Origin of the sequence: Dyella silvatica (assembly GCF_026283955.1) — a bacterium.
Taxonomy (GTDB): Bacteria; Pseudomonadota; Gammaproteobacteria; order Xanthomonadales; family Rhodanobacteraceae; genus Dyella_C; species Dyella_C silvatica.
Genome location: NZ_JAPDPE010000013.1, coordinates 26855 through 52130 on the forward strand (window position 1 = coordinate 26855; position 25276 = coordinate 52130).

The 25276-nt window shown below is 61.4% G+C and carries 21 protein-coding genes and 1 pseudogene; 4 read left to right on the forward strand and 18 right to left on the reverse strand.

The features are described from left to right. Positions 1-55: 55 nt before the first annotated feature. From OUZ52_RS04600 to OUZ52_RS04615, 4 genes are all read right to left on the reverse strand, one after another. Complete coding sequence (locus OUZ52_RS04600; protein WP_266157151.1) at positions 56-1666, reverse strand: ShlB/FhaC/HecB family hemolysin secretion/activation protein; 1611 nt, start codon at positions 1664-1666, stop codon at positions 56-58. 573 nt (positions 1667-2239) lie between these two features. Further along, the gene (locus OUZ52_RS04605; protein WP_266157152.1) at positions 2240-3100 is read right to left on the reverse strand and encodes an alpha/beta hydrolase; all 861 of its coding nucleotides are present in this window, start codon (positions 3098-3100) and stop codon (positions 2240-2242) included. A gap of 195 nt (positions 3101-3295) precedes the next feature. Continuing rightward, positions 3296-3973, reverse strand: a complete 678-nt coding sequence (locus OUZ52_RS04610) for a phytanoyl-CoA dioxygenase family protein (RefSeq protein WP_266157153.1) — start codon at positions 3971-3973, stop codon at positions 3296-3298. Positions 3974-4068: 95 nt separating this feature from the next. Continuing rightward, positions 4069-4905, reverse strand: coding sequence for a helix-turn-helix domain-containing protein (locus tag OUZ52_RS04615; protein ID WP_266157154.1), 837 nt, complete (start codon positions 4903-4905; stop codon positions 4069-4071). A 196-nt stretch (positions 4906-5101) separates the two neighbouring features. Between OUZ52_RS04615 and OUZ52_RS04620 the strand changes: the two genes are divergently transcribed. Further along, the gene (locus tag OUZ52_RS04620; protein ID WP_266157155.1) at positions 5102-6103 is read left to right on the forward strand and encodes an alpha/beta fold hydrolase; all 1002 of its coding nucleotides are present in this window, start codon (positions 5102-5104) and stop codon (positions 6101-6103) included. Positions 6104-6887: 784 nt separating this feature from the next. On the opposite strand, the gene OUZ52_RS04625 is transcribed toward OUZ52_RS04620, so the two are convergent. Both OUZ52_RS04625 and OUZ52_RS04630 read right to left on the reverse strand, forming a co-directional pair. Beyond that, complete coding sequence (locus OUZ52_RS04625) at positions 6888-7421, reverse strand: hypothetical protein (RefSeq protein WP_266157156.1); 534 nt, start codon at positions 7419-7421, stop codon at positions 6888-6890. A gap of 164 nt (positions 7422-7585) precedes the next feature. After that, positions 7586-8194 carry a LysE family translocator gene (locus OUZ52_RS04630; RefSeq protein ID WP_266157157.1) on the reverse strand — a complete coding sequence of 203 codons (609 nt, stop codon included), beginning with the start codon at positions 8192-8194 and terminating at the stop codon, positions 7586-7588. Between the two features lie 223 nt (positions 8195-8417). Here OUZ52_RS04630 and OUZ52_RS04635 point away from each other — a divergent pair, with 223 nt between their 5' ends. Beyond that, positions 8418-9155, forward strand: coding sequence for a GNAT family N-acetyltransferase (locus OUZ52_RS04635; RefSeq protein WP_266157158.1), 738 nt, complete (start codon positions 8418-8420; stop codon positions 9153-9155). Between the two features lie 82 nt (positions 9156-9237). Here OUZ52_RS04635 and OUZ52_RS04640 read toward each other — a convergent pair whose 3' ends face one another. The 7 genes from OUZ52_RS04640 to OUZ52_RS04670 all read right to left on the reverse strand — a co-directional run bounded on the left by OUZ52_RS04640 (position 9238) and on the right by OUZ52_RS04670 (position 17084). Further along, positions 9238-10254 carry a FecR family protein gene (locus tag OUZ52_RS04640; RefSeq protein ID WP_266157159.1) on the reverse strand — a complete coding sequence of 339 codons (1017 nt, stop codon included), beginning with the start codon at positions 10252-10254 and terminating at the stop codon, positions 9238-9240. Between the two features lie 4 nt (positions 10255-10258). Then, the gene (locus OUZ52_RS04645) at positions 10259-10840 is read right to left on the reverse strand and encodes an RNA polymerase sigma factor (protein ID WP_266157160.1); all 582 of its coding nucleotides are present in this window, start codon (positions 10838-10840) and stop codon (positions 10259-10261) included. After that, a complete protein-coding gene (locus OUZ52_RS04650; RefSeq protein ID WP_266157161.1) occupies positions 10815-11453 on the reverse strand; it encodes an STN domain-containing protein in 639 nt (212 codons plus the stop codon). Before OUZ52_RS04650 ends, OUZ52_RS04645 begins: the two co-directional genes overlap by 26 nt. A gap of 395 nt (positions 11454-11848) precedes the next feature. Then, entirely contained in the window at positions 11849-12853 is a 1005-nt protein-coding gene (gene zipA / locus OUZ52_RS04655; RefSeq protein ID WP_266157162.1) for a cell division protein ZipA, read from the reverse strand. A 12-nt stretch (positions 12854-12865) separates the two neighbouring features. Continuing rightward, complete coding sequence (gene smc / locus OUZ52_RS04660) at positions 12866-16375, reverse strand: chromosome segregation protein SMC (RefSeq protein ID WP_266157163.1); 3510 nt, start codon at positions 16373-16375, stop codon at positions 12866-12868. Between the two features lie 146 nt (positions 16376-16521). Beyond that, positions 16522-16782, reverse strand: a complete 261-nt coding sequence (locus OUZ52_RS04665; RefSeq protein WP_266157164.1) for a BolA family protein — start codon at positions 16780-16782, stop codon at positions 16522-16524. After that, positions 16779-17084, reverse strand: a complete 306-nt coding sequence (locus tag OUZ52_RS04670; protein WP_266157165.1) for a YciI family protein — start codon at positions 17082-17084, stop codon at positions 16779-16781. The genes OUZ52_RS04665 and OUZ52_RS04670 overlap by 4 nt, the downstream gene beginning before the upstream one ends. Positions 17085-17282: 198 nt before the next feature. Here OUZ52_RS04670 and OUZ52_RS04675 point away from each other — a divergent pair, with 198 nt between their 5' ends. Both OUZ52_RS04675 and OUZ52_RS04680 read left to right on the forward strand, forming a co-directional pair. Beyond that, the gene (locus OUZ52_RS04675; RefSeq protein ID WP_266157166.1) at positions 17283-17630 is read left to right on the forward strand and encodes a YidC/Oxa1 family membrane protein insertase; all 348 of its coding nucleotides are present in this window, start codon (positions 17283-17285) and stop codon (positions 17628-17630) included. Beyond that, the gene (locus OUZ52_RS04680) at positions 17582-17833 is read left to right on the forward strand and encodes a hypothetical protein (RefSeq protein ID WP_266157167.1); all 252 of its coding nucleotides are present in this window, start codon (positions 17582-17584) and stop codon (positions 17831-17833) included. Before OUZ52_RS04675 ends, OUZ52_RS04680 begins: the two co-directional genes overlap by 49 nt. 28 nt (positions 17834-17861) lie before the next feature. Here OUZ52_RS04680 and OUZ52_RS04685 read toward each other — a convergent pair whose 3' ends face one another. The 5 genes and pseudogenes from OUZ52_RS04685 to OUZ52_RS04705 all read right to left on the reverse strand — a co-directional run bounded on the left by OUZ52_RS04685 (position 17862) and on the right by OUZ52_RS04705 (position 25250). After that, on the reverse strand, positions 17862-18332 hold the full coding sequence (locus OUZ52_RS04685; RefSeq protein WP_266157168.1) for a hypothetical protein: 471 nt from the start codon (positions 18330-18332) through the stop codon (positions 17862-17864). 5 nt (positions 18333-18337) lie between these two features. Then, a complete protein-coding gene (gene lysS / locus OUZ52_RS04690; RefSeq protein ID WP_266157169.1) occupies positions 18338-19852 on the reverse strand; it encodes a lysine--tRNA ligase in 1515 nt (504 codons plus the stop codon). An 86-nt stretch (positions 19853-19938) separates the two neighbouring features. Further along, a protein-coding gene (prfB, locus tag OUZ52_RS04695; protein WP_266157170.1) for a peptide chain release factor 2 occupies positions 19939-21064 on the reverse strand; the annotation gives its coding sequence in 2 pieces (ribosomal slippage) (positions 19939-20988 and positions 20990-21064; 1125 coding nt in all). A gap of 378 nt (positions 21065-21442) precedes the next feature. Continuing rightward, the gene (locus tag OUZ52_RS04700) at positions 21443-22063 is read right to left on the reverse strand and encodes a TetR/AcrR family transcriptional regulator (RefSeq protein WP_266157171.1); all 621 of its coding nucleotides are present in this window, start codon (positions 22061-22063) and stop codon (positions 21443-21445) included. A 50-nt stretch (positions 22064-22113) separates the two neighbouring features. Continuing rightward, positions 22114-25250 (reverse strand): annotated as a pseudogene (locus tag OUZ52_RS04705) (efflux RND transporter permease subunit). Positions 25251-25276: the final 26 nt, after the last annotated feature.

A 25276-nucleotide genomic window follows, 5' to 3' on the forward strand; every position in this document is an offset into this window, starting at 1 on the left:
CGTAAGGCTTCACCCACTCCCAAGCTTCCCGCGCGTGCAAAGGAAGGCGCATGTCTTAGATCCCGGCCCTGACGCTGAACAACCACTGCCCGTCGTGGGCCTTGGTTCGCGTGCCGTCCTTCAGCGGATAGGCGTATTCCAGCTCGCCATTGACGTAACGGAACAAGGTAAAGCGCGTGCCGACACCGGTACTGAGCAAGTTGAAGCGGCCGCGCTGATCTTTCAGCGGGTCCATCAACTGCAGCCGCGAACCGTCGATAAAAAAGTGAAAGCGCCAATCGTTGACGAAAGGATCGTTGACCAGCCGCCCCAGCCACGCCGACAGCGACGGGCTGCGCAGCTCTGCCGAACCGATAACGCCATGGTCGGCGGTGTTTTCCGCCGATAGGTAACCGCGCACGGTGCTGGCACCGCCGGCGGCGAACTGTTCGCTCGATATCAGCGGCGAGTCGGCCCATTGCCCGCTGCCGCGCAACACCAGCGCATAGTCGCCGGTAAAGTAGCGGGTGTAATTGAGGTCGGTGCGCAGATAGATGAAATTCTCGCGCGCCTTATAACGCTGGTTATCAAACGCCAGGCCATCACTGCCCTGCCCGCGCCAGCCGAAATTGCCCGAAACACTCAGCCCGAAGCTGGACTTCTCACTGGAGCGCTGACCGCTATACGTCACGCTGAGCGGGTAGTAAGTGATCGGCGCGCGTGAGGTCTGTCCACCCAGGGTGATGTTCTGGTCGAAATGCTTGCGGCTGATGCCGAAAGAGATCGACTGACCGTAGGACCCCAGGGTGGAGAGCACGCGCGTGGCTTGCAGGCTCATCGCATTGCCTTTGCCTAAGACGGTGGTGCCGCCCAGCGTGTTCGCGTTGCTATTGGACTTATAGCCCGAGCCGAGCAAGCTCCATTGGTCGCTCAATGGCGCCAGGTATGAAAGCGCATAGACTTCGGCCGAATCGCGATTCTGCGGCGCCACGATATAGGTGGCCGAAATCGAGTGACCCAGCTGCCATAAATTGTCGTAGCGCACGTTGGCAATGGTGCGCAGCTCCGGCGTATCGGCACTGTGATCATTGTTTACCGTGACGCTGCCATGCAGCGGATAGGTATCGTCGACCTTCAGCGTGACATCCATCGTCTGCGGCAAGGCGCCGGGCTTGAGCAGCGGCACGACCTGCTGCCCCGGCTGCCGGTTGACCTGCGCCAGCTGCGCCTGTGCCTGATTGAAATTAGGCACGCCGCCTTCGGCCAGGGCCGGTACCGCATCGCGAATGGCTTGCGGCGAGTGATACTTGGCCCCTTCCACGCGAACCCGGCCAATGGTGTTCTCCACCACTTGCAGCAGGATCACCCCTCCCTTGACCTGTTGCGGCGGCACTTCGACCACGACGGACTGATAGCCCTTGGCCTGATAGACCTTTTGCAAGGCATCGCGCGCCGCGTGTACCTCGTTGAGGCTACGCCCGGGCCCAAGAAAGGGCTCCACCGTGCTTTCGATATCTAGCGCATCGAGCAGCGTATTGCCACGCACCAGATACTCGTTGACCTCGAACGTGGCAGGCGCCTCCGCGGAGGGGCTGGCCGCGGCCGCCGGGGCATTCTGCGCCCCGGCCAGACCCGGCACGCCGAGCAGCAGACCGATAGCCAGCACCAGCGGATGCCGCAAGCTCATTCGCCATCCGTTGATCCCATGCATGCGGCGTTCCATCTCTACATCGGCTGGTTTCAGCGAAGCCACCGAAGCTAACGCCGGATTGATAACCGTACGGCGACAGTCATGTGTCGACTTGGCCAAATCGGCGTGCCGTGTAATCCGGGACGCCCTCGCCCGCCAAATCTCGATTTGTTGTGGCCCTATTTGCTTTGGCACGCGACCATCATCCCCAACGGGCGGTGTTGTCCCGCACCGCTCTCAAGCCGAACCACCCCCAACACGCCGTCATGCGACGACTGACACCCGGCGTGCAAGTAATTAGTGGGCATCCAATGCCCGTCACTCACGTCCATGCAGGGATAGACAGCCCGCTTATGGGGCGACTGAACTCAAGTCACAAAAAATTCACGCAGAAGGGCTTTCTGCTCGATATACACCGAACCCTGACATGTCAGTGTCATGTAAATGGTCACGCTTCACATCGTCGTCACAGTTACGACCGGCATGGCGTGACGAGCAAGACCAGCCGCGACTCACTCGCCGCCCGCAGGTATGGCAAGCGCATAAAGAAAGGCCGAGGCGGCAACGGTCTTATCGTTGGACGGCATGCAAAGCAGGGCCAGGGCGAACGCGATCCATCCAGTCGGCGATGTCGCCGACCACCTGCGCTTCGATCCCGTAGTAGCCATGCGGCGTCAACGACCCGCACGCCTTATGCGAGCGGTCGATGCCGCCAGTGACATAGAGCACGCGCACGCTGGCGGCGTGCGACATCGCGCTGGCAATGCACGGGGCATCCCCTGGCGGCGCGACATCGCAATGATCATCACGGTTGGCAACCACCAGTGCGGGCACTCGCACATCTTGGGGATGGGCCTGGAACACGGTTTCGTGACTACCGCCCAGCCGTGACACCGATTCGGTCAACACGACACCCGCCAACTGATCGGCAGCAAGATGAGCTGCACCGTTCATCGCCGCGATCGAACCCTGGCTAGTGCCCAGCAAGAAAACCCGCCCCACCGATTTCGTGTGTACAAAGGCGACCAGATCCTCGACCAGGGCCGCGTATTCGGGCGAGCTGCGCAGTCCACGCAGGTTGTCGCCATCGAGTGCATCTGGAATAAGCACCGCATAACCTCGATTCACCCACAGGCTGCGCGTGCGCACGACAAAATTGTCGTCATGCCGCAGATTGCCATGGCGTTCGATGCCGACGTTGCCCGCACCACCGGGCAACATGACGATGACCGCTTTGGGATGATCGGGAGCGACGTACAACACTCGTTGCTGCTCGCCGCTGCGCAGCGGCAGATCGAATACCTGCTCATTAGGTATCGCCGATGGACCGCTGCCCGGCGCGTGATCACTCGCGCCGCCCGCTACGGATGAGTGCGCGTACACCATCTCGACAAGCGCCAATGCCATGACGACTGAAACGAGGCATTGCATGATCCGGTTCATGAGGTAGCTCGATGCATGGGCTGATAACCGCCCGCATCTTGATCGCAACCCGAAGACATCTCAAATCGACTGCGTTTATTTCAGCGATATCCATCGGCCATCGCTCCGCCTCGTTAAGCAACCATCGCGCATATCCGGCGGGCCTACCTGCCCAGCCCGAAGTTGGCCAAGACAGATCGAAGGCTATACCGCTTCTGCCCACTGCAGGCCCGAAGGCAACGCTGCCGGGCCAAACACAAAATGAAGTACCCGGCGATGTCCGGGAATGACTGCTTTACTCGACGAGTGAATCAGCAAAGGCCGCAGGGCGACCGCCCCACCGCGCGGAACCACGCAGCGGTATCTCCCTTTAGCGGCATGCTCGCGAATCTGAGCCGCGGAAAGCCGGCCCAATCGATGCGACCCCGGAACAACCTCAAGCGGCCCGGTATGTTCGGCGTCGGTATCGAGCTGCAAGCGGACAATGAGCAGCGATTCCAGAATTGAGCATGGCGGTTGAACAAACAGCACGCCTTCTTTCTGCGACCACCCTGACCAACCGGCAACGAGCTGCCGTTGAAGCACGGGAATACTTAAATCCTGATGTGGCGCGACCAACCAGTTGGCCGCCGGGCTCTTGCAAAACACATTGCATTGCACCGCGACAAACGCATCTCCAAGCAAACCCTTTAAATCGGGGTGTCGCTGGATCGTCGTCGCTGCGCCAGCGAAAGGCTCGAGGGCAAGAAGCCGCCGTGATCCTGCGCTACTTGGTTGCAGCGCATCGACCTGCTGTGTGAGCAAGTCGCATTCGGCATCCGTCATCAGAGATGGCAGTAGCGCGAACCCGCGAATATCCAGGCAAGTGGAGTCAGTGCTCATCCGGTCCGGCTCATCGATGTCATCTGTGCACGGTCAGCGGCAGGTTCATCGGGCGGCCCCGTGCATCCATTAACAATGCGCACATTGACCTGTTCTCAGATCGACATGTTCGAGGTGGACGTGGCGCTCAGGTCGGCGCTTGCCAAGGCTCGGCAAAACTCACTAGTCGCATCGTCCATCGGAAAGCAGCACTCGATATGCAGCTCGTCAATGGTCACGTCACGTGGCGTGCCGAAGGTCGTCACGGTGGAGAAGAAACTCAGTTCGTGAGCGTCGCGCCTGAGCACGGTGGTCAGCAACGGCGAAGGCGCCGTATCCAGTTCACGGGTACGCCAGCGCAGCGGCACCCCGGGATAGCCCAATATCTCGTCGAGCAGCATGCGCGCCTTGGTATCTGAGGGTGTCGCGGCCACCGCGCTATGCAGGTGACGCACAAGATGGCCTGCAACCTCCTCCCAGTTCGCCACCGCCGGACGAAAATCGTTCGGATCGAAGATTTGCCGCAGCATGTTCTGATGCACGCTGGGCCGGCCACGCATGACAAAGTTGCCCACCCGCGCCGCCGCGTCATTGGCCATCAGCACATCCCAATGCCGGTTAAGAAGAAAGGCCGGATAAGGCTCTTGCTGCGCGAGAATGCATTCAATGGCGCGCCGCACCTGGGCTAGCCCGGGTGTACCCAGGCCAGTCTCGGGATATTTCGGCGCATACCCGGCAGCCATCAGCAAGGCATTGCGTTCACGCAAGGGCACGTCGAGCACATCGGCCAGACGCGTCACCATGTCGCGGCTTGGTTGCGCCTTTCCGGTTTCGACATAACTGAGGTGTCGCGCCGATACCCCTGCCTCCAGAGCCAGGTCGAGCTGGCTAAGCCGCCGCGCCGCCCGCCATTCGCGCAGCAAGCTGCCTACGTGAGAAGCAAGGGAAGGCATCGAAGGTGAGTCCATGGCACTCAGATCTCAGGCAAGGGGTTAAGCGCAAGCAAGAGCCCATCTACATCGCGCCATGCATGCAGCGCCGTCCAGCGGAAGACTATGACCTGCGAGGTCATATATCCATAACCTCCCAGGGTATGGCGAGGCGGCAGCGAGATGCCCGAGCATCAGCTACCTGCATAACATTGGAGACATGAAAATGAATCGCCGAGCATTTCTTCGCATGACGGCCAGTACGATCACCGCTGGCGCGCTCGCCGGATGCATGGCACATATAAGCTCGCGCGAACCCAGGGTTGTGTCGGCCAAGCCCGGCGAAACCATGGATGTTTCGGCCTTCCATGCCTCACGCCGCTACGCTGAAACTCGTTTCGGCAACATAGCCTACGTTGAGCGGGGAACCAGCGAGGCTGCCGCGCTCTTTCTTCACGGCTTTCCGCTCAATGGTTTTCAATGGCGCGGCGCGCTGGATCGGCTGTCGCCCTATCGCCGCTGTATCGCACCAGACTTTCTCGGCTTGGGTTATACCCAGGTCGCCGCCGGTCAAAGCGTGGCGCCACCCGCGCAGGTCGAGATGCTGGCGGCGCTGCTGGACCAGCTTGCCATCTCCGCCGTCGACCTGGTCGCGAATGACAGTGGCGGTGCGATCGCCCAGCTCTTTGTCACCCAGTACCCGCAACGGGTACGCACGCTGATGTTGACGAATTGCGATGTAGAAAATGACAGCCCACCCGCCGCCGTGGTGCCCCTGATTGCTCAAGCCCGGGCCGGCAGGTTCGCCGACGAGACACTTCTTCCCCAACTGATGGACAAGCATCTGGCGCGATCGGCCCAGGGCCTGGGAGGCCAGTGCTATGCCTATCCGGACCATCCCGCCGACGAGACGATCGAGTGCTATCTCGCACCGCTACTCAGTTCTGCTGCACGAAAAGCGCAGACCAATGCCTACGCACTGGGACTTGACCCTAACCCTTTGGCCGGAATCGAGCCGGCACTCAAGCGCTGCCGCGTACCGACTCGTATCGTCTGGGGAACCAGCGACACCCTCTTCTCGCAAGCAAGCCCCGACTATCTCGCGCGTACCTTGCCCAACTCACGCGGTGTACGACGGGTTGCCGGAGCGAAGTTGTTTTTCCCGGAAGAATTTCCTCAACTTATCGCCGAGGAAGCACAGCGCCTGTGGGAGATGGCCTAGACGCCTTGGTGGCCATCAAGCTGGAGGCGGCAGCGCGGGAGGTCATGGCGGTTGTGTCTGCTGAGGCTGCTGGTTTCTTTCGGAATACGGGAAGGGCCTCGAATCGAAAGCCGGCATAACCACGGAAATCACGATTCGGAGTAGCGCTTGAGCCCGCAGTGACAGCACTCTTGGCGTGGCTCGCGTGGGTTACTTTCAAAACTTGAGCCACACCGCGGACATTTGAATGACCCCACCAGCATGCGAAGGTATAGGCACCCCACTGACCAAATGCCCAGGTACACGAGCAAGACAGCGCCAGTAACCGCCAACGTCTGACGCGAAGCCACGTCAGGTACGATTAGCGTGACAGCAATAGGAAGCGTCATCCCGCTAAGAAACCAGGCGAGCATGAACCGATGAACACGCTTGATGGCCTTCCACTGCGCCGTATATATGCCCATCCCCCCCTCCTTAGCCGTATTCACTCGGGTCAAAAGCGCTCGCTCGCATCATGCCGAGCGGACGTACTAATCACAACGACTAACAACGGCCTGGCGCCGATATTTAACTCCGACAAGCCCCTTTCGGCGGAGCACCCATGATCAGCCAGCATGATCAGCCAGGGAGCTATTCTGTTTCACCGACATTTGAGATAGGCGACCAAGGCCTGGCCTGGTCGCCTCAGCCTTCGGCGCCTGCAACAGTTGAAGTCACCCGATAGCGCGTGCTTGAAATATTCGCGTGCCGTCGAAAGCAGGGAACGGCAAACGCCAAGGCTGACCTTACCCAGTTGCCGAACGCTTTACTGCAGGCGATTAACCCATGTGGGATCAGTGACGGCAGCCGTCGCCTGAGGCCATAACGGCAACGCCGTGGCCTGGCTGGACTGCGGACGATGGTCCGATGCCCCATCACCGTTGGCGCTGCCGGCCAGCATCCCGGCATCCGCCTTCGGCGCTTGCGCGGTAGCTACGGATGCCGCTTGGTTTGCATAAAGCTTCAAGCTCGCGTTTTGATAGACCAACACCGCTTGCGGCGACATCGATGCCTGGTCGTGCGGCCTCGCGACACGCCCGGCATCGGCGCCGATGGGCAAGACCATGACATCGCTGCCTGCCGTAGCTTCAATCAGCCGCACCTGGCCGACCAGGTCGTTGACCTGCACATAGCTCAAGCCCTGGTCGTTGTAGACATAGACGTGCCAATTCGGGTTAAGACTGACATCCAGCAGATTAGGCTTGGCGCCGCCCAACGGGCCAGCGTCAGTGGCGCTGACGGCGCACGAGACGGTGACACCCATGAGCAGCGCGGTGCTGAGCAACTTCGATGAAAGCATGTCTCTCTCTCCCTGATTAAATGTGCGCTGTATCCAGCCCTCAGCTGGACAGCCCGGGAACGCCTAATGTTCCCGGGGCTTGGCGCTGCATAAGCCATGCCCTAAACAATGTCTTCGTAGTCCACCCACGGTGGAGTGCTGGGATAGCCGCCCACGACGCCTTCTTAGCGCAGGGCGATCAATACACCGGTGCCGATCATCAGCGATCCGGATGCGCGATCGACATGGGTCTTGGCGCGCGGTGATGAAAAAACCGTACTGACCACCCTGCCGATCAAACCGTAACCCAGCACCACCGCACACATGACGCCGATCAGAATGGCGCAAAGCAGCAGATAGCTTGACAGCGTCAGGCCCGATACCTGCACGACACCGGGCAGCAACGCTACGTAAAAAGCGATCGCGATCGGATTGGAAAGCGTCATGGCCAGGCCCAGGCCGATGTCGGTCAGCGAGCGGTCTTGCCTGGCCCGGGCGTTGGCCAGCGGCAGGTGGCCGGCATGACGCCACTTCTTGATACCGAGCCAGACCAGATAGGCGGCACCGAGGCATTTCAAGAGCAGAAAGAACGGGCCGATGACCTTAAGCAGTGCTGTGAGGCCGATCACCGCTGCCGTCAGCATCAGCAGTTTTCCCATGATGATGCCTAGCGCCAGAGGCCAGCTTGAAACCAGGCGGCCGGAAAGCGAGCGAGATAAGAGCGCGGCTATCTCCGGGCCCGGCGCCGCGGCGGACGCGGCAAAGGCGAGCGCAAAGATGAAGTAATGGGTCATCGGCATTCCGCTGGTTTGTTGCAAGCCAGGTCGATTCGATCGGCAGCCGATCCAGCTTATACGAGCTTATCGATGCCGCGAATAGCACCCACCGATGCCTGTCGACGTATCGCTGATGGCGCGTAGAATTCGTAGAAACCACAGCCCTCTGCCCAGGCAAGATACAGACGCTTGCCGCGCCGGGCATGGATAGCATTCGGTTATACCGTCCCCAGCGGAGAGCATGTTGGAATCCACGTTCAATGAATTCATGCAGCCGATTGGCTTGCCCGTGGCTGAGTGGCATGGCGCCAAACCACCGGCGCGGGTAGTGCTAAGCGGCCATTACGTACGACTGGAGCCGGTCGATGCCGGCCGCCATGCCGAAGATCTTTATGCGGCCTATCTTGATGCCAAGGATGCCAGCGCCTGGACTTATCTGGCCATCGAACGCTCGAACACATTCGATGCGTATCGCGCGCATGTCGAGACTATTTCCGCCCAGGACGATCCGCTGCATTTCGCGGTCGTCGACCTCGCCAACGGCAAGGCCGTGGGCACGCTGTCGCTGCTGCGTATCGATGTTCGCCAGGGCGTGATCGAAGTGGGCCACGTGGTTTACTCCCCTCGCCTTCAGCGCACCCGCCTTGCCACCGAGGCGCTTTACCTGCTGATGCAATACGTCTTTGATCAGCTGGGTTACCGGCGTTTCGAGTGGAAATGCGATGCGCTCAACGCGCCCTCGCGATCGGCCGCACTTCGCAATGGCTTCCGTTTCGAGGGAGTTTTTCGTCAGGCCATGGTCTACAAGGGAAGAAACCGCGATACCGCGTGGTTCTCCATCATCAATGGCGAATGGCCAACCCTGCGCGATAGCTATCAGCGCTGGCTCGATCCACAGAATTTCGCCGCGGATGGCCGCCAGATCGAGCGGCTATCGCAGCTCATTCAAGCCAGCCGTGAAGCACCCGCGACGGCATAGGCTCTTGTATGGCGGCTGGCCTGACGGCTGGCGGTGTATGCGGCGTGCAGCTCTTGGCTAGGCACGATGCCGTGCTTAGCCATTAGCTCAACAGCACAATGCCACCGGGCAACGAGGTCACACTGGCGCCGAAGGCATCGTGCACCAGGGTGGCGACATCGGCCAATTGATTGAGAGAAAAGCGCGCAGGCACCTTGCGCGAGGCAAGCGTGGCATTGGTAATGACGATCTTGCCGGGGCGGTAGCGGTTGATTTCGCTGACTACCTCAGACAATGGCTGGTTGTCGAAGATCAATACCCGGCGGCGCCAGGCCATCGCCGACTCGGTATTCACGCTCATCACCGGCTCGATGGCACGGTCGCTGTAGCTGATGCGCTCGCCCGCCTGCAGGGTGACGTTGTTGCCGCGGTAAACCAGCTCGGTATGGCCCGCCAGGCCCGTGACTTCAACCTGTTTATCGATGCAACGAATATTGCATTGAGCCCCTGGCGGCATGCGTACGTGGCCTGCGCCGGCCAGCAAGGTGAACTGCTCGGCCAGTTGCCCGGCTGTCTGCACTTGCACCTCGCCACTGACCAGTTCGATCCCCAGTTGCTGCCCACGGCTGGTCAGCCGGTTGATCGTGGTCTGCGTATTCATTTCGACCACCACCCCGGGAGCCGCCTGGATTTGCCGCTGCTCGCCGGTCTCGGTGCGGTAATCGGCGGTCCAGTCGGACCATGCCGGCCACATGCGCAGCGGCGGACGCAACATCAAACAGGCCGCCGACGCGGCAACTGCCGCCCCCAGAAAGGCGCGGCGGCCCATGCGTGCCGGCGCGGCGACAGCCGCACGGCCAGGCTCTTCGTCGGCCTGCGCGGCAGGCATCGGCTGCGCGGACTCACGTTGCGACACGGCCCGGGCGGCCGTTCCCAGGTTTTCCCACAGCAAACGCGTCTCGGCGAACGCCTGGGCATGGGCGCGGCTCTGGCCGCACCATTGCTTGAATGCGCTGGCATCACGTGCCGTAGCCTGCCCGGAGGTCAGGCATAACAGCCAATCTCGCGCTTCGCGATGAAGCGCTGAGCCGTGGCCAGCGATGGAATCGAGGTTACTCATACTCTTATGACTCGTTTCCGGCCCCGGGACCGAACCGCTGGACGACACGGCGATCCAATCTTTCGCCGCAATGCTCCAACGCTTTCTTCAATTCCTTGCCGACCATGCGTACCGAAATACCGAACCGGGCGGCAATTTCCTGCAAGGGAGCCTCTTCGACGCGGGCGGCCATCAGGATCGCCTGCCGGCGCGGGCTGAGGTCTTCCAGCGCCCGTTCCAGCGCGGCCACTTCAAGCCGTGCATGGACAATCCGGGCGGGGTCCAGTGCGTCATCGGCACTGTGCAGCAACTCGTCGATTTCCTCGCCGCTGAGATAGCGTGAATCGATCTGCCGCTGATCGGCGGCGACATTCAATGCCATGCGGAATAAATACCCTGCGGGGTTGCGCGCCACCCCTGAAGCGTTGCCCATGCGCTCGACACGCAAGTAGGTCTCTTGCATCACATCGTTGACGAGATCGTCAGAGCCAAGGCGGCGTTTCAGCCGCCGGCGCAGCTCAGGCTGCCGCTCCATGAATAGCCCCAGCAAGGAGGCGGATGGGACCGGCACCATGTCGATCTCAGGACCCCATCGCAGCGGATGCATGGCAACTCAGCGTCCGCCCCGGCAATAGCAACAAGGTCAGCGGCTGTGGCATGGAAGACGGCGGTGAACCGATCAACAGGTGGTCCATCACTTTGAGTATCTCGGCATCGCGTGCGGTTGAGCCGGTGCTGTCCAGCAAGTGGGTTCGTTCGACCTCGCCGGTGTCGGCGATCCATAACTGCATGGCCAGCCGGTAGTCGCCCTGGCGAGCCGGCTCGGACCGGCACAGCGCCCGCTCGATAGCTCGTTGGAGCAGGCCCAGATAGCTGTGTTCTGCCGCATCGTTGAGTCGCCCCGTCTCTGGTTGATTGGCTTTCGGCAACTTGGCATCCAAGCTGTCGGCCGGCACCAAGGTAAAGGCGTGGTCAGAGGCGTATCGCACCGTCAGCCCGGTTCCATCGAGCAGCCGCTGCAAGGCTTCGTCAACAGTGAACTCCCCGATGACACCGGGCGACTGGCGCCCCGAAGCCAAACGATCGTCCACCAGCACCGCCAATCCCGTCACTTCGCTATACGTACGCAACGCCGTCATCAAGGCCTGCGGCTCGATATCGAAGCGGGCCAGGTCCGTGTGATCGCTTTGCGTTACCACGGGGCTATCTTGCTGCTGCAAGGCCGGCCCCGCATGGAGCAAGCCTGCAAGCAGGCAAAATCCGCTCAGTACAAGCGCCGCGCATGTCCTGACCATTACTTCGACACCCGAACGCCCCCTGATCAGGCGATCCATTTAGCAGTACGTGTCTTACCGGATCGTGACAACCGGGCGGTCATATGACAGTGGCGGCATGGCGGCCTCGGCCCGGCCATTTCGCCATCTCGACGATCGCTTGCGCAAGGGATTCGGCGAATCGCCGCATGAGGATGTTTGTGATCGGTGGGCGCGGATGGAAGGCTGACCGGCGCAACGTCTTCGACGCATGCACCGCTCATCGGATGCCTGCTGGCGCCATGAGCGGCTAGCCAGCCCACCCCATCCCGCACCGCGAGAAGGGGCGAACAGCCGCCGACTCAGCGGCCGAAGGTGATCTCTTTACCTTCGTGGTCGCGGTCCCAGCCACGCAGCTCGTCGCGGATATGCGCGATGCGTTGACGGCCGAGCGCATTGCGCTCTTCGTCCAGCACATGGCCATCAAGCAACTCGGCCAGCCGCTGTGCGGTGGGTAGCATCGCATCCCATGCATCCAGGGCCGGAATCGGCGCCGGCAAGGCCATGAAGAAGCTCAAGCCCGGCGTGCGCAAGGCATCGAGACGGCCAAGATCGAAATTGCCCGGTTTGAGCATATTGGCCACGCTGAAGATCGGGCCAAGCTCGCGCTTGCCGTCGAGCAGGCGGTGATAAATACCCATGTCGCCGAACTCGAGCCCGGCCTTTTCGGCGGCGACGATCAAGTCGGCGCCATTGAAGGTAGTGCCATCGCGAGCGACGACGAACAGCGTAATGATGCGTTCGACCGGCATTTGCGCCGGACGACGGCCAAGGTCCGAACGCGGCGGCAAGGTGGGTGCCGGTGCGGCGACAGGCGCCGCGGCGGGCGCTGCGGCCACAGGTGATTGCGCATGGACCGGCTCGCTGACGCCGGCATCGGGCTGCGACGGTGCGCGCAATGCGTCCACAATCGATGCGGCATGACCGGTCGGCTTGGGCAATGGCGAACCCGCACGATCACCGGCAAGCGTGGCGCCCAGGCGCTCCAGCTCCTGGCGCAGGCCGACATCCAGCTCGCCCTGCTCCGGTTTGACGCGGCCTAGCGGGTCGTCGCGGACCTCGTCCAGCGCATTGAAGGAAAACTCATCACGGCCCAGGCCGTCATCGGCGGCATCGCCCATGGTCGGTTCACGGCGCTCGACCGGCTGGCCCGGCACCACTCGCCGCTTGCCCTGCTCTTTCTTCGGCTGGCCAAGCAACCAGATCACGGCAAGCACAATGGCGCCGACAATCAATAGCGGAATGCCGACGGCGGGATTCCAGGCCAGGGCGAGCACCGGTTGATCGAGCAAAGAATGGGTGATCATGAATTTGATTCCTCAGGCGGCGCCGGCAAGTTTAGCCGCTTCAGCAAGATCGACTTGCACCAGACGTGATACGCCAGGCTCGCGCATGGTGACGCCGCACAACTGGGTGGCGGCTTCCATGGTGGCTTTGTTATGGCTGACGAAAATGAACTGCACCTTCTCGCTCATTTCTTTCACCATGGCTGAGAAACGCCCGACGTTCGCCTCGTCCAGCGGCGCATCCACCTCATCGAGCAGGCAGAACGGTGCGGGGTTCAAACCGAAGATCGCGAAGACCAGCGACACCGCGGTAAGCGCCTTCTCGCCACCAGAGAGCAAGGTGATATTGGAAACGCGCTTGCCGGGCGGGCGCGCCATGATCGACACACCGGTATTGAGCAAATCGTCGCCGGTGAGCTCCAGATAAGCATGGCCGCCACCGAACAGGCGCGGGAATAGCTCCTGCACGCCGGCATTGACCTTGTCGAAGGTTTCCTTGAAGCGCTGGCGGGTCTCGCGGTCGATCTTCTTGATCGCGCCTTCCAGGGTTTCCATCGCATCGACCAGATCGGTGAGCTGATTGTCGAGATAGGTTTTGCGCTCGCTCTGTTCGGCGTGCTCTTGAATCGCCGCCAGGTTGACTGGTTCCAGCCGGACGATTTTCTGCCCGATGTCGGTCAATTGCTGACGCCATTGCGCGGCATCGGCGTTCTCGGCCAACTCGGCCAGCAGCGCTTCCAGCTCCAGGCCGGAAGCGGTGATCGCATCGGCCAGCTGCTGGGCGCGAATATGCAGTGCCTGCGCCGCCAGGCGTTTCTGGGAAAGACTTTCGCGCAGGCCATTAAGGCTTTGCTCGATGCGCTGACGCTCCTGCTCCAAACGGCGGAACTCGGCGTCGCAATCTTCCAGCGCGCGGCGTGCCTCGACCAGCTGTTTGTCGACCAGCAAACGCTGGTCGAGATAGGTTTGCCGCTCGGCTTCGAGTTCGGCAATCGGATCGGAGCCCGCCGCCAATTGCTCGGTGATTTCGTTGCGGCGCGCTTCGATCTGGCGGATTTGCGAATCCATGCGCGCCAGCGCCTGCTCCAGCGAAGCCAGCGAGGAGCGCTTCGACTCCAGGCCCAGCGCCAGCGCATGCGATTGATCGGCAGCTTCGCGTGCGTTCATGCGCGCTTCTTCGCGCGCCTCGAGCAGTGCCCGGCGTTCGTTTTCCAGCTCGCGGCGCTGGTCTTCCAGGTCGCCCATGTGGCCGACCGATTCGTCCAGTCGGGCGCGGGCTTCGCGGGTGTTGGTTTGCAGTTCGTCGAGCTGGGCGATCAATTCGGATAGCTCGCCGGCCACCTTCTCTGAGCGGGCGCGGGCGGTTTCGACTTTGCCGCGATGGCTTTGCAGCTGGCCGGCCAACTCGGACTGGCGGCGATGCGCGTTGTACAGCTCGCGCTGGGCATCGTCGCGGGCGCGCTCAACCTCGAACTTGGTGGTGCGCAGCTGATCGAGCTGCTCGCTCAAATCTTCAAGCCGGGCCTCCAAGGTGGCGACTTGCTCGGCCAGCGTGCGCATCTCGCGCTCACGTGCCAGCACGCCCACCTGATTGCCTTGCGCGCGGCGCACGCGGGCCCAACCCGGCCCCAGCCATTCGCCGTCTCGCGTCATCACCGATTGATACGGCGCCAAGGCTGACAGCGAAGTCACCCGCTGATGCGCCTCGCCTAGCGTCTCGGCCGTCAGCACGTGGCTGAGAATAGCCATGGCGGCCGCAGGACCGCGCACATGCGCAGCCAGGGTGCCGGCAGTATTGACCCCGCCCTCGGCCGCATCGACCAAGGCTACATCGGCATTTTCCAGGCCGGCAAATTCACCGGCCAGGGCATGTGCGCCGTCGACCAATACGCTGTCGAGAAAACCGATCAGCGCGGTTTCGACCGCGGTTTCCCAACCGGCTTCGACTTGCAGAGCCTCGCCCAGGCGACGCGATTTATTCAGCCCGAGACGGGCCAGCCAGCTGCTGGCGGCGCTTTCTTCCTGGCCAAGTGCCGCATGCTGCAAGGCTTCCAGCGAGGCCTGACGGCCACGCGCGGCCTGCAGTTGCTGGCGCGCCTCGTTCATCGAGGACTGCACATGACGTTCTTCGTCGAGCACTTTTTCGTGGCTTAGCTTGTGCTGGTCGAGCAAGCCACCCAGGGACTCCACCCGTTCGCGCTGGGTGTCGTGCTCGCTGTGCAATTGCTCGGCAGCGGCATCCAGGGCGGCCACGTCGGTGGCTTGTTGTTCGGCGTCGAGGGCTTCGCGGCGGCGCGACAAATCCATCGCCTGGCGATCGAGGTAATTGAGCTTGGTGCGCTCCACTTCAGCCGCGCGGCTGGATTCACCGGCGGTGCGGGTATAGGTATCCCAACGCTGCTGCCAATCGGCCAGCTTGGTTTCGGTATCGCGTTGCGCTTCGGCGGTGTCCTCCTGCATCTGCTGCAGGGCTTCGAGCTTGGGCTCACCCTCGGCCAAGGCCATGCGCAGCGTTTCGATCTGTTCGCGATCGGTGGCGATATGCGCCGCCAACTCGCCATGCTCGCGCTCGGCATCGGCCTGGGCTCGTTGCAAGCGATCCGCGGTCTCGCGGTTGTAACGCACTTGCTGTTCGACCCGGGCAATCTCGGCGCCAACCTTGTACACCTCGCCCTGCACCGCGTTCAGGTGCTCGCTGGCGCCGTTGTGGCGCTCGCGCACGCTTTCCAGCTGGGCTTCCACATGACGCTGCTCGGCCAGGCGCTTTTCGATTTCCGTCTCGGCGGCCGACAAGCCCTCGCCTTCGCCATCGTGCTGACTTTTCAGTCCGCGGTATTCCAGCGCACGCAGCTCCGCTTCTTTGCGCGTCTGTTCTTCTTTCAACGCTTTCCAGCGCTCGGCGGCGCGGGCCTGGCGATTCAGATGCTCAAGCTGCTTGTCGACCTCGTCGCGCACGTCGCGCACGCGGTCGAGATTTTCGCGCGTGGCCTTGATGCGGCTTTCGGTTTCTTTGCGGCGCTCTTTGTACTTGGAGATGCCCGCCGCTTCTTCCAGGTGCGTGCGCAACTCTTCAGGATGCGCCTCGATGATCTGACTGATCATGCCCTGTTCGATGATCGAGTAACTGCGCGGCCCCAGGCCGGTGCCCAGGAATAAATCAGTGATGTCGCGACGGCGGCAGCGTGCACCGTTCAAGAAGTAGGCTGACTGACCGTCACGGGTCACCTGGCGCTTCACGGAAATTTCGGCGTACTGGTTGTACTCGCCCTGGATCGAGCCATCGCTGTTGTCGAAGATCAGCTCGACCGTCGCCTGGCCTACCGGCTTACGCGAGTTTGAACCCGAGAAAATGACGTCGGTGAGCGAGTCGCCACGCAAGCGGCTGGCCGCGCTCTCGCCCATCACCCAGCGGATGGCATCGATGATATTGGACTTGCCGCAGCCATTCGGACCCACCACGCCGATCATATTGGTCGGCAAATGCAGGGTGGTCGGATCGACAAACGACTTGAAGCCGGCGAGTTTGATCGTGGTCAGGCGCATGCGGTCATCAGCGGTGAATCTTCATAAAGGTGCCCAGACAGCGGGCGACGAGGCACTGTGCCAAACACAGGCCCATGTCGCAATGCAGTCATCAAATAGATATGACTTGATAAATATCATTCATATCATTGAATTTTATATATTTATTAGTTCAATGCTTGTGCATCGATGGATAACGCATGGATGCCGTTGTCCATCAATCCGTCCAGTGCCGCGTAAATCAGCCGGTGCCGTTTAAGCGGCAACTGCCCGGCAAAGGCCGCGCTGACGATGCGCACGTGGTAATGGCCTTTGCCGGCATTGGCATGGCTGGCGTGCTTGTGGCCCTCGTCCAGCACCTCAAGCTCGGCCGGCGCCAGCGCCTGGGTCAGGCGCCGGCGTATTTGCTCGACCATCTCAGCGCTCATGCCGCTGGCAACACTTTGCGAAACGGCTTGATGCTGACGCTTTCGTAGACGCCGGCTGCCACGTAAGGATCAGCCTTGGCCCAAGCCTCGGCATCGGCCTGCGAGGGGAATTCGGCCACGATCAGGCTGCCGGTAAAGCCGGCCGGGCCGGGGTTTTCCGACTCGATCGCCGGAAACGGGCCCGCCAGCAACATCCGTCCCTCGTTCTGCAGCTGCTCTAGCCGGGCCAGATGCGCCGGGCGAGCCTCCAGGCGTTTTTCCAGCGACTCGGCCACGTCCTGAGCAATGATGGCAAACCACATAAGACAGACTCCACGCAGGCAAACCGCGATTTTAACCGACTGCGCCCTACTTGAAGCGCATCCGGGCAGACCCAAGTGATTTGGCTTTACCCATAAAGCGAAGGCGATGACATGGCGCTCTGGTCAATGTTTGTCGAAGGAATATCCACCCTGCTGCAACAACTGGCATAACTGCTCGGCGGCAGCTTTGGACTGGCAGTGATCGTACTGGCGTTGTTCGCTCGCCTCGCCTTACTGCCCATGACGCTGAAAATCGCCGAACAAGGCTGGCACCGACAACAGCGCATGGCGGCGATCAAAGCGCAGATCGAACAGTTAGGCGAACAGCACGCCAACGACCCCGCCGCTCACGCTGCCGCGCTGCAGGCGTTGTATCGCGAGCATGGTCTGAACACTGGCCTTGGGAGTGGATTGCTGGTTGCCTTGGTCCAGCTGCCGCTGGGGGCCGGCATCTATGCCGCCATCCGCCAAGGCGTGGCGGGCGCCGGATCGTTCCTGTGGATACCCAACTGGCGCGCCCGGATCTGTGGCTGGCACTGGCCGTAGCCGTCTTGAGTTATGCAGCGATATGGCTCAACCCGGCGATGTCGGCGCAGGCCAAGAGCTTGCTGCAAGTCTTGCCGGTGCTGATTTCGTTCTTTGTCGTCTGGCACCTGGCTGCTGCGCTCGGCCTTTACTGGGCTGGCTCCAGCAGCGTGAACCTGTTGCAGTCAGCCCTGTTGCGCCGGCGCTTGCGGGCATCCCGTTGATCTGGCCGGCCGACGGCTGATCGATCTGTTACTGGATAGGCTGATACTCGCCATCCGCAGGATCGGTGGCATCGGTGCTCAATTGGCCGTTGCTCCGGTCGACCTTGAAAGAGAACAGCCGCGGCGAGGTATCCGGGTCGCCCTTACAAGGCGGCGTGTGGTTTTCATGCACCTCGACGCTATAAGTGGTCGCGCCCTCTTCCTCGGGCATGAAGGTAAGACAGTCGATAGGCAGGCTGGTCAGGCGATGCTTTTGAATCGCCTCGCTGATCAGCTTGATCGCCGCATCCTCGTTCGCCACCAGCAAGGCTTGAGCCGCGGCTTTGGCTGGTGCCGTGACGACAGGCGCAGGTGCAATAGCTGTCGAGGCGCCGGCTACGGGTGCGCCGACTGGCGTGGCGGCTTGAGACACGCTGGGTTTGCCCTCATCGCCCGATGGCGAGCATCCGGCCAGGGCAAACAACAAGCACGCTGCTGCAAAGAGACGCTGCAATGGCATGAATCTCAGGCTTCCGGCCGCATATAGGGGAACAACAACACATCGCGGATCGACGATGAGTTGGTCAGCAACATCACCAGGCGATCGATGCCGATACCAAGGCCGCCGGTCGGCGGCAGGCCCACCTCAAGCGCACGGATGTAGTCGGCGTCGAAGTGCATGGCTTCGTCATCGCCGGAATCCTTGGCGTCGACCTGGGCCTGGAAGCGCGCCGCCTGATCCTCGGGGTCGTTCAACTCGGAGAAGCCGTTGGCGATTTCCTTGCCATTGACGAACAACTCGAAGCGGTCAGTGATGCCCTTGTCGGTATCGCTTTCGCGAGCCAGCGGAGACACCTCGACCGGATGATCGGTAATGAAGGTCGGCTGGATCAGCGTGTGCTCCACCGTGTGCTCGAAGATTTCCAGCAGCAACTTGCCCCAGCCGTAGCCGGGCTTGACCTGCGCACCGACGCGCTTGGCGTGGGCCGCCATGGCGTCGCGGTCGCGCAGCTCTTCGCGGCGGATTTCCGGGTTGTGCTCCAACACGGCGTCTTCCATGCGCCAGCGGCGGAAAGCCGGGCCCACATTGATCTCTGCGCCATCCCAGGTCAGTGCGGTGGTGCCGAGCACATGCTGCGCCGCCTCGCGAATCACCGCCTCGGTGAGGTCCATGATTTCGTGATACGTGGCGTAGGCCTGGTACAGCTCCAGCATGGTGAATTCGGGATTGTGTCGCGTGGACACGCCCTCGTTACGGAAATTGCGATTGATCTCGTAGACGCGGTCAAAGCCGCCGACGACCAGCCGCTTGAGGTAAAGCTCCGGCGCAACGCGCAGATACAGGTCGAGATCCAGCGCATTGTGATGCGTCACAAAGGGACGCGCGGTGGCGCCGCCGGGGATGATGTGCATCATCGGCGTCTCCACTTCCATAAAGCGGCGCGGCTCAGCTTCCAGCCACTGGCGCATAAAGCCGATGATCTTCGAGCGCTTGGCAAAGGTATTGCGTGCTTCTTCGGTAACGATCAGGTCGACGTAGCGCTGGCGATAGCGCTGCTCGACGTCGGCCAGGCCGTGTCGCTTGTCCGGCAGCGGGCGCAGGCTTTTGGTCAGCAGGCGCAGCGTATCCACCTTCACCGACAGCTCGCCGGTCTTGGTGCGCATCAGCAGGCCCTCGGCACCGACGATGTCGCCCAGGTCCCAGCCCTTGAACGCCTTGTAGCTGTCTTCGCCCACCGTGCCCTGGTGGATAAACAGCTGGATACGGCCGCTGACGTCCTGCATCTGCACAAAGCCGACCTTGCCCTGGTCACGCTTAAGCATCATGCGGCCGGCTACCTTGACCCGGCGCGCCAAGGCCTCGATGGCTTCGGACGTGTGGACTTCTTTATCTTCGAATTCGGCTTGCAGATCGCCGGCAAAAGCATCGATCTTGAAATCATTCGGGAACGCGATGCCCTGCTCGCGCAGGGCATGGAGTTTTTCGCGACGCTCGGCAATGAGACGGTTTTCGTCAGGCGTTTCGTTGTCGCTGTTCATGCGGATTCCCGGAGAAGCTTTGTAAATAGTTGCGTGGCAGTCGCCAAGGCGGCGACTGCCACGTTAATGCATCACGCGCCAGGGCGTCAGGCGTCCAGACGTTTGGCGCCGGCCTCAAGGCCGGATTTCAAACTGGCCTCGACAAATTCGTCGAGATCGCCATCCAGCACCTTTTGCGTATCGGTACGTTCGATACCGGTGCGCAGATCTTTGATGCGGCTCTGGTCGAGCACGTAGTTGCGGATCTGACTGCCCCAGCCAATATCGGACTTGGTCGCTTCCAGCGCATCCTTCTCGGCATTGCGCTTTTGCACTTCCAGCTCATACAACTTGGCGGCCAGCATCTTCATCGCGCGGTCGCGGTTGGCGTGCTGGCTGCGCTCGGTCTGGCAGGCCACGACGGTATTGGTCGGGATATGCGTAATACGCACCGCCGACTCGGTTTTATTGACGTGCTGACCACCGGCGCCGGAGGAGCGATACACGTCGGTACGCAGGTCGGCCGGGTTGATGTCGATATCGATATCGTCATCGACTTCCGGCGACACGAACACCGAGGTGAAGCTGGTGTGGCGCCGATTATCGGAATCGAACGGGCTTTTGCGCACCAGGCGATGCACGCCGATCTCGGTTTTCAGCCAGCCGTAGGCGTAATCGCCCTGCACCGAGAAGGTGGCCGATTTGATGCCGGCGACATCACCGCCGCTGACTTCCAGCAGCTCGGTTTTCCAGCCGCGCGATTCGCACCAGCGCAGATACATGCGCAGCAGCATTTCGGCCCAATCCTGCGCCTCGGTACCGCCGGCGCCGGCCTGGATGTCGACGAAGGCGTTATTGGCATCCATCTGGCCAGAGAACATGCGCTGGAATTCCAGCTTGCCAACCTGCGTCTCGAGCTTGGCCAAATCGGCGATCACCGCATTGGCGGTGTCTTCGTCGTTATCGGCGGCGGCCATTTCGATCAGGTCGGCGGCGTCCGTCAGCCCCCCGGTGAGGGTATCGATGCCGTTGACGATAGTGTCCAGGCGGGCGCGTTCGCGGCCCAGCTCCTGCGCCCGCGGCGGATCGTCCCACACGTTGGGACTTTCCAGTTCGCGGCTTACTTCTTCCAGGCGCTCACGTTTGGTGGCGTAGTCAAAGATACCCCCTAAGCGACTCGACACGGCCCCTGAGGTCCGCGATCTGCGCGAGGATCGGATTGGTTTCGATCATGAGTTGTTTGCTGGCCTTGAAGCGGCTGCGCCAGATGACGCTGCCAAAGAGCGGGAATGTTAGCAAAGCGTGTCCGATGACGCATGCCACCCCGCCAGGCAGCATGAAGCGGCAACGGTCCTGCGGCTCCAACGGAAGACCCCGAAAGGCTCAACATAGCCCTGAAACATGGCCATGCCCATGTCTTACCGGGCGTTTCGACTCGCTGCCGGGCGCAAGCTGATGGCTGGGCCGGGAGCGGAATCCCCGCCTGGCAACCGGGGCCCGCCGGAGCCGGCGCAGCCGAGCATGGCGACGGGGCTGGACCGAAGGACTGACAGGCGAAGCCCTGCCAAGCAGGATCTTCCCCGCCCCTTTAGCAAAGCTTCAACACAGAACTTAAGTCGCGAAGACATCCTGCATCAGCGTGCGCAATGCATTCTTCAAGGTCGCGCGCTTCAACTCGGGCTCCAGGATGGCGCGGGCAAACAAGCCATCGATCATCAGATGCAACAGCAAGGCCCGTTGCCTGACCTGCGCCGGCGAAAGCTCGACACCTTGGTCGCGCGCCTTGTCGCGAATCCACGCGCTGATGATCTCTCGATAAGCCTGGTCGGCCCGGCGCATGGCCTCGGCAATCGCCGGCACCCGCGAAGCCTCGGCGATGATTTCATGCGATAGCGCCACATTGACGGCATCGCCCTTGGCGCTGGCCCGGCGCCAAGGCTCAATAGCGTCAAGGATGTCATCCAGCAACTCGCCCGAGCTGCCGATCTCCTGAAAGGCCACGCGGGTGTCCTCGACCTCTTGCTCGATTAACGCCTGCACGATGTCGCTTTTGCTTTCGAAGTACCGATAAATCAAACCGACGCTCATGTCCGCGGTGTTGGCGACAGTGGCCATGCTCGCGGCATGAATGCCTTCGGCGGTAAAGCATTTTTCGGCGGCATCCAGAATGCGCGCCCGCTGAGCTTGCGAGCGCGCAATCGCCTTGGGTGTCCTACGCAGTGACTCATTCATGCTGTGCCCTCCATGCAAATCCACTCACCGCGAAGATACTCCAGGCAGCGTTAATCACCGGCCGATCCTGCCGCCATGACTTGGGCTAACGCATCGTTGCCGGACGTCGGTTTGCGGGCAAACCAGCGCCGCACCAACACAAAGAACAGCGGGGTAAAGAAGATGCCGAGGAAGGTACCCACCAACATGCCGCCAAGCACGCCGGTACCGATCGCACGCTGCGCGCCGGAGCCCGCACCGGTTGAAATAGCCAGTGGCACCACGCCCAGGCCGAAGGCCAACGAGGTCATCAGGATCGGCCGCAGACGCATGCGCACCGCATGCAAGGTAGCGGCCACCAGCTCCATGCCTTTTTCGACGTTTTCCTTGGCGAACTCGACGATCAGGATCGCGTTCTTGCTGGACAGGCCAATCGTGGTGAGCATGGCGACTTGAAAGTACACATCGCGATCCAGCCCGCGAAACCAGGCCGCCAGCACCGTACCTAAAATACCCAGCGGCACCACCATCAGCACCGCCGTGGGAATCGACCAGCTCTCGTACAACGCCGCCAGGCACAGAAACACCACCAGCAACGACAAGGTATAAAGCAATGGCGTCTGTGCGCCGGCCGCACGCTCCTGATACGACTGGCCGGTCCACTCCATGCCAATGCCGTTGGGCAAACCGGCCACCAGCCGCTCGATCTCGGCCATGGCGTCACCCGAACTGACTCCTGCGCCGGCCTCGCCGTTAATCTCCATCGCCGGCACGCCGTTATAGCGTTCCAGCCGAGGCGAACCGTAATCCCAGCGGGTGCCGGCAAAGGCGGTAAACGGCACCATATCGCCCTTGTCATTGCGCACCGACCAGCGCGCAAAATCCTCCGGCAACATGCGGAACGGCGCATCCGCTTGCACAAAAACTCGCTTGACCCGGCCGCGATCCATGAAATCGTCGACGTATTCGCTGCCCCAGGCGGTCGTCAGTGTGCGGCTGATCGAAGCCACCGGCAGCCCCTGGGCCGCCGCTTTCTTGTAATCGATGTCGATACGGAACTGCGGCACGTCCTCTTGCCCATTCGGCCGCACATTGGCCAACAGTTTGCTTTTACCCGCGCCCTCGAGCAGTTGATTGCGCGCCTGGGTCAACGCCTCATGCCCTAGCCCGGCGTTGTCCTTGAGATAGAAGGCAAAACCATTGGAGGTGCCCAGATCCTGCACGGCCGGCGGCGCAAACGCGAATACCAGGGCATCCTTGATATGTGCAAAAGCCTCGGTCGCACGGTTGGCTACCGCCTGCACACCCAGCTCGTCGGCATGGCGCACTTTCCAGTCTTTGAGCTGGATAAAAGCCATGGCGGTATTTTGGCCGACACCGGCGAAGCTGAAACCCTGCACTGTAAACAACGATTCGACGCTGTCTTTCTCGTCCTTCAAGAAATGCTGCTCGACGGTGCGCACCACTTGATCGGTGCGCTCCTGCGTTGCACCCACCGGTGCCGAGACCATGGCAAACAACTGGCCTTGATCTTCCTGTGGCAAGAAAGAGGTCGGCAGCCTCAGGAAAATCACCAGCATCGCCGCCACCAGGCAGGCGAACAGCAAGACGCTACGCCCGCGCCGCACCAGCATGCCGCGCACCATTTGTTGATAGCGTTGGTTGCCTTGGTCGAACTGGCGATTGAACCAACCGAAGAATCCGCTGGTGGCCGCATGCTGACCCTTGGCGATGGGCTTGAGCATGGTTGCGCACAAGGCCGGGGTGAGCACAATCGCCACCAACACGGACAAGGCCATCGAGGCCACGATGGTTACCGAGAACTGGCGATAAATCACGCCGGTAGAACCATCCAGAAAAGCCATCGGCACGAACACCGCCGACAGCACCATGGCGATACCGACCAGGGCACTGGTGATCTGGCCCATCGATTGGTGCGTGGCCGCGAGTGGCGACAGCCCCTCTTCGCTCATGATGCGCTCGACGTTCTCGACCACCACGATGGCGTCATCGACCAACAAGCCAATCGCCAGCACCATGGCGAACATGGTCAGCATATTGATCGAGTAACCCAAGGCGGCCAGCAAGCCCAATGTGCCCAGCAATACCACCGGCACCGCGATGGTGGGAATCAAGGTGGCGCGGAAGTTCTGCAAGAACAGATACATCACCAGAAACACCAGCGCGATCGCCTCCAGCAAGGTTTTGACGACACCCTTGATCGACACTTTCACGAATGGCGTGGTATCGAACGCCACCACCCATTTCACCCCAGGCGGAAATGACGATTGAATCTGCTTGAGCGTGTCCTCCACCCGCGTCGCGGTCGCCAGCGCGTTCGCCCCGGTAGCCAGCGAGACGGCAATACCGGTGGCCGGCTTGCCGTTGAAACGGCTGACGAAGTTGTAGTCCTCCAGCCCTAGTTCTACGCGCGCCACATCGCCCAGGGTCAACGCCGAACCGTCGTTATTGCTGCGGATGACAATGTCGCGAAATTGCTCGGGCGTCTGCATGCATTGATCCGTTGCCCCTTCAACGCCGGCGCACCGCCAAGCTGGCCGACAGTGACTTGCTGATTGCGCGCGCGCACTGCGGTAATCACATCGTCGGCGGCCAATTTATAGGTATTGAGCTTGTCCGGGTCCAGCCAGATGCGCATGGCGTATTTGGAGCCGAACACTTCGATCTTGCCTACCCCATCGACGCGACTGATCGGGTCGACCACCCGCGCGGTGACGAAATCGGAGATGTCGTCGCCCTGCAGGCTGCCGTCCTCGGAGACAAAACCCACCACCATCAGAAAGCCGGGATTGGATTTGCTGACGCTGATGCCTTGCTGTTGCACGATTTGCGGCAACGAAGGCGTGGCCAGCTGCAACTTGTTTTGCACTTGCACCTGAGCGATATCCGGATCGGTACCGTTCTGGAAGGTGAGTATGACCTCCACCTGGCCATTCGAATCGCTGGTCGCCGACATGTAGAGCAGGTGATCCAGGCCCTTCATGTTTTGCTCGATGATTTGCGTCACCGAGTCTTCCACTGTCTTTGCCGATGCACCGGGGTAATTGGCGTCGATCGTGACTGAAGGTGGCGCGATAGCCGGGTACTGCGACACCGGCAGGCGCGCTATCGAAAGCGCACCCGCCAGCATGATGATGATGGCAACGACCCACGCGAGCACCGGGCGATCAATAAAAAACCTTGCCATAAATATCGTTTCAACCGATTGAAAAG

Bases quoted from the DNA above. Each gene is read 5' to 3' on its own strand.
- lysS (WP_266157169.1), bottom strand. From the start codon at position 19,852: ATGAACAGCGACAACGAAACGCCTGACGAAAACCGTCTCATTGCCGAG.
- OUZ52_RS04605 (WP_266157152.1), bottom strand. From the start codon at position 3,100: ATGCAATGCCTCGTTTCAGTCGTCATGGCATTGGCGCTTGTCGAGATG.
- OUZ52_RS04700 (WP_266157171.1), bottom strand. From the start codon at position 22,063: ATGAATGAGTCACTGCGTAGGACACCCAAGGCGATTGCGCGCTCGCAA.
- OUZ52_RS04670 (WP_266157165.1), bottom strand. From the start codon at position 17,084: ATGTGGTTTGCCATCATTGCTCAGGACGTGGCCGAGTCGCTGGAAAAA.
- OUZ52_RS04620 (WP_266157155.1), top strand. From the start codon at position 5,102: ATGAAAATGAATCGCCGAGCATTTCTTCGCATGACGGCCAGTACGATC.
- zipA (WP_266157162.1), bottom strand. From the start codon at position 12,853: ATGATCACCCATTCTTTGCTCGATCAACCGGTGCTCGCCCTGGCCTGG.
- OUZ52_RS04665 (WP_266157164.1), bottom strand. From the start codon at position 16,782: ATGAGCGCTGAGATGGTCGAGCAAATACGCCGGCGCCTGACCCAGGCG.
- OUZ52_RS04685 (WP_266157168.1), bottom strand. From the start codon at position 18,332: ATGCCATTGCAGCGTCTCTTTGCAGCAGCGTGCTTGTTGTTTGCCCTG.
- OUZ52_RS04635 (WP_266157158.1), top strand. From the start codon at position 8,418: ATGTTGGAATCCACGTTCAATGAATTCATGCAGCCGATTGGCTTGCCC.
- OUZ52_RS04610 (WP_266157153.1), bottom strand. From the start codon at position 3,973: ATGAGCACTGACTCCACTTGCCTGGATATTCGCGGGTTCGCGCTACTG.
- OUZ52_RS04600 (WP_266157151.1), bottom strand. From the start codon at position 1,666: ATGAGCTTGCGGCATCCGCTGGTGCTGGCTATCGGTCTGCTGCTCGGC.
- OUZ52_RS04645 (WP_266157160.1), bottom strand. From the start codon at position 10,840: ATGCATCCGCTGCGATGGGGTCCTGAGATCGACATGGTGCCGGTCCCA.
- smc (WP_266157163.1), bottom strand. From the start codon at position 16,375: ATGCGCCTGACCACGATCAAACTCGCCGGCTTCAAGTCGTTTGTCGAT.
- OUZ52_RS04625 (WP_266157156.1), bottom strand. From the start codon at position 7,421: ATGCTTTCATCGAAGTTGCTCAGCACCGCGCTGCTCATGGGTGTCACC.
- OUZ52_RS04640 (WP_266157159.1), bottom strand. From the start codon at position 10,254: ATGAGTAACCTCGATTCCATCGCTGGCCACGGCTCAGCGCTTCATCGC.
- OUZ52_RS04615 (WP_266157154.1), bottom strand. From the start codon at position 4,905: ATGCCTTCCCTTGCTTCTCACGTAGGCAGCTTGCTGCGCGAATGGCGG.
- OUZ52_RS04630 (WP_266157157.1), bottom strand. From the start codon at position 8,194: ATGACCCATTACTTCATCTTTGCGCTCGCCTTTGCCGCGTCCGCCGCG.